At 66.2% G+C, this 2920-nt stretch carries 3 protein-coding genes; 2 read left to right on the forward strand and 1 reads right to left on the reverse strand.

What is annotated here, in order from left to right:
• On the reverse strand, nucleotides 1-540 hold a 540-nt coding region (locus Q0C59_RS14795), incomplete at its 3' end, for a glutaredoxin family protein (RefSeq protein ID WP_291216724.1).
• Between the two features lie 189 nt (nucleotides 541-729).
• On the opposite strand from Q0C59_RS14795, the gene Q0C59_RS14800 reads away from it, so the two are divergent.
• Both Q0C59_RS14800 and Q0C59_RS14805 read left to right on the forward strand, forming a co-directional pair.
• A complete protein-coding gene (locus tag Q0C59_RS14800; RefSeq protein WP_291216726.1) occupies nucleotides 730-1989 on the forward strand; it encodes an FAD-dependent oxidoreductase in 1260 nt (419 codons plus the stop codon).
• Nucleotides 1990-2447: 458 nt separating this feature from the next.
• Nucleotides 2448-2795 carry an AtpZ/AtpI family protein gene (locus tag Q0C59_RS14805; RefSeq protein WP_291216727.1) on the forward strand — a complete coding sequence of 116 codons (348 nt, stop codon included), beginning with the start codon at nucleotides 2448-2450 and terminating at the stop codon, nucleotides 2793-2795.
• The last annotated feature ends 125 nt before the right edge of the window (nucleotides 2796-2920 follow it).

A 2920-nucleotide genomic window follows, 5' to 3' on the forward strand; every position in this document is an offset into this window, starting at 1 on the left:
CATGGCCAGCAGGAAGAGCAGGACCCACATCGCGCAGGGGTTGAAGCCGTCCAGCAGACCCAGCGCCAGCGTGAACAGCGGCAGCCCCAGGCGCTGCTCGCTGAGCGTGCCGAAGAGCGCGCTGTCCACCGTCTGCTTCTGCACCGCGGTACCGGCGTCGATGATTCGAAGCAGATCCTGCCCGGTGGTCGATGCGCTCTCGAAGCCCACGATGAGCTGCCCGGCGGCCAGGAAGGCGGGCACCCCCGGGGGCCAGACACCATGGGCGTGAGACAGTGCGCTCAACGCGTCGCGCGCAGCCGGATCGTTGTCGACGTGGCGGTAGACGATCTGCAGCTCGGGCCGCTGGCGCTGCACGCCGTCGAAAAAGGTCTTCGCGTCGTTGCAGTAGGGGCAACCGTCGCGCACGAAGACCTGCAGCACGGGCGGCTCCAGTACCGCCGGCGCGGTGGGCTGCGCAGCCAGCGCGCCCAGCCACAGCCCGAACAGCAGGAGCGGGGCCATCCAGCGCCTCACGATGCGCGCAGCCAAGAGGTTCATGGCGCGATTGGACACCGCCGGCACCCGCGGTGTTTTGCCTTGTGTCAAGTGCATTGCGGCTTCAGGAGCTTTGATGGATATGCGCGCCCATGGGGGTCGTGCAGGGTTTTCCCTTGATAAGCAAAGACATTTATGCTTGTATGGTTATATAAGTGTTCATCCACTTCCAAAACCTCCTTGGAGACCCACATGCACCCCATCGCTCAACCTCGCCGCCGTCAACTGCTGCAAGCCGCCGCCTTGGGCGTGGCGGTGCTTTCAACGGGATGCGCCTCTGTGTCGACCGCCGCCAGACCGCGCGTGGTGGTGGTGGGTGGTGGCTGGGGCGGCTTGGGAGCCGTGCGCGGTTTGCTGGCAACGGCGGCTGCCGATGTGACCCTGGTCGAACCGAACGAAGCTTTCATGTCCTGTCCCTTGAGCGCGCATTTCATCGCCGGTCACCAGCCCGCAACGGACTTTCAACGAAGCTATTCGCGGGTGGACCAGTTGGGCGCGCGCCGCGTCCGCGAGCGTGTGCTGGAGATTGATCGAACCAGCAAGATGGTGGTCACGGCCACCCAGCGCCTGCCCTACGACTTTCTGGTGCTCTCACCGGGTGTGGACTACATGGAGGACGGCATTCAAGGCTATGCCGAAGCCCGCGCACAGTTGCCGGTCGGCTTTCGTGCCTTTGAGCAAATGGCGGTGCGCCAGCAGGTGGACGAGTTTCTCGCCAAGGGAGGCGACTTTGTCATCAGTGCGCCCAAGCCACCGTACCGTTGCCCGCCCGCACCGTATGAGAGGGCCTTCCTGATCGCAGAGCAAATGAAGCAACGCGGCACCAAGGGCAAGATCATCCTGATCGACGCCAACCCCAACCCCATGCCGCCGGCGATCGCCCAACCGATTCTCAAAGGCATGAAGGGCCTGTATGCCAACCAGATCGAGTACCTGACCGACACCTCCATCAGCGCAGTGGACATGGGCAAACGCCAACTGGTCACCTCCTCCGGGGATGTGCCGTTCGCTCACGCCAACCTGATCCTTCCGATGCGCGCACCTGCGCTGATCCGCCAGGCTGGTCTGGGCGAACGCTGGGCCAATATCAGGCTGCCGAGTTTTCAAAGCCAGGTGGACGATCGCATCTATGTGATTGGCGACTCGCAGGGCACGCCCCTGCCCAAGAGCGGACACGTGGCGTTTGGCAGTGGCCAGCGGGTGGCCGAGGCCATTACCGAGCGCATTGCCGGCAAGAGCCCGGTGGTGTCAACCGGCGCGGTGGATCTCCCGTTGGGCATTTGCTGGGCCAATGTGACGCACAAGGAGGCCATCAACATCAACGTCTCGGGGACCGTGGTGGCGGGCGAACCCCCCAAGCTCAAGTTCACCGTGGACGCTGAGGCCAACGCGCGCTCGGGGGCCGCTGCGGTGAGCTGGGGCAATGGCATGTGGAAGGCCATGCTGGGTTGACCGAACAGGCGGGTGAACGGCGCTCACCCACCGGCATGTGCTTGCGGGCGCGGCATGGATTGCATGTCGATCGACACCCCTGTTTCAAAGGTCGGTTGAACTGCCCGGCGGGCAGACCAAACCGTCGCACCACGGCCTTTGACCGTTGACCGCCGGGTTGCCCTTCGGCAGCACGCGTCCAGCGGTCGCCCCTGTGTTGGTCGTCGTACAGACGGTGCGGGCTGCGCTGCGCAGACTGCGGGCTGCACAGCACCCACCGAGGGCCGATCCGCCAGCCCGCACATGGCTGGCCCGCCCACCCCGCCCATCTCGCCATCTGCCGCAGCCCACTGCCGGCCGCTGCCGACACAACCAGGACGGAACCGAATGAACCGAACACCTGCAGCCACACAGGCCGACGCTGACGCGGGCCGGACCGGCCTGGCCGAACCCACCTGCGCGCCGCGCGCGTGCCCGTCATGACGAAAAACCTGCCGACCCCTCGCCGGGGGCCGCCGCCGGGCATGCCCGCGCTGGCTGTTCCGCTGGGCGCTCTGGCCGCGTGCGAGCCCACGCTGCACCGCGACGACCTGCAGGGCGTCTGGCTGGGTCTGGGCCTGATGGGCCTGGTCGGCTGGTCCGTGGCCGTGCCCACCTTGCTGGGCGCAGCGCTCGGCCTTTGGCTGGACCAACAGTATCCGGGAGCCCGTCTCTGGACAGTGGCACTGATGGTGGTCGGCCTGGGCCTGGGCTGCAAGAACGCCTGGCACTGGATCTCAAGGGAAGACGTGGCGATGCGCGAGGGGCAGCATGACAGCGATGACTGACAGCAGCCGTGGGTTCATGGCGGGGCCCGGCGCACCCTTGCGCTCAGCCACTCACCACGAGACAGCCGAAAAACAGCCGCCCGTGCCTCACGGTACCGATCTGCTTGCCCACACTGCGCCCGACG

Source organism: Hydrogenophaga sp. (assembly GCF_022844385.1).
Taxonomy (GTDB): Bacteria; Pseudomonadota; Gammaproteobacteria; order Burkholderiales; family Burkholderiaceae_C; genus Hydrogenophaga.

Excerpts from the sequence above, each read along its gene's own strand:
- Q0C59_RS14800 (WP_291216726.1), top strand. The coding sequence starts at position 730 with ATGCACCCCATCGCTCAACCTCGCCGCCGTCAACTGCTGCAAGCCGCC.
- Q0C59_RS14805 (WP_291216727.1), top strand. The coding sequence starts at position 2,448 with ATGACGAAAAACCTGCCGACCCCTCGCCGGGGGCCGCCGCCGGGCATG.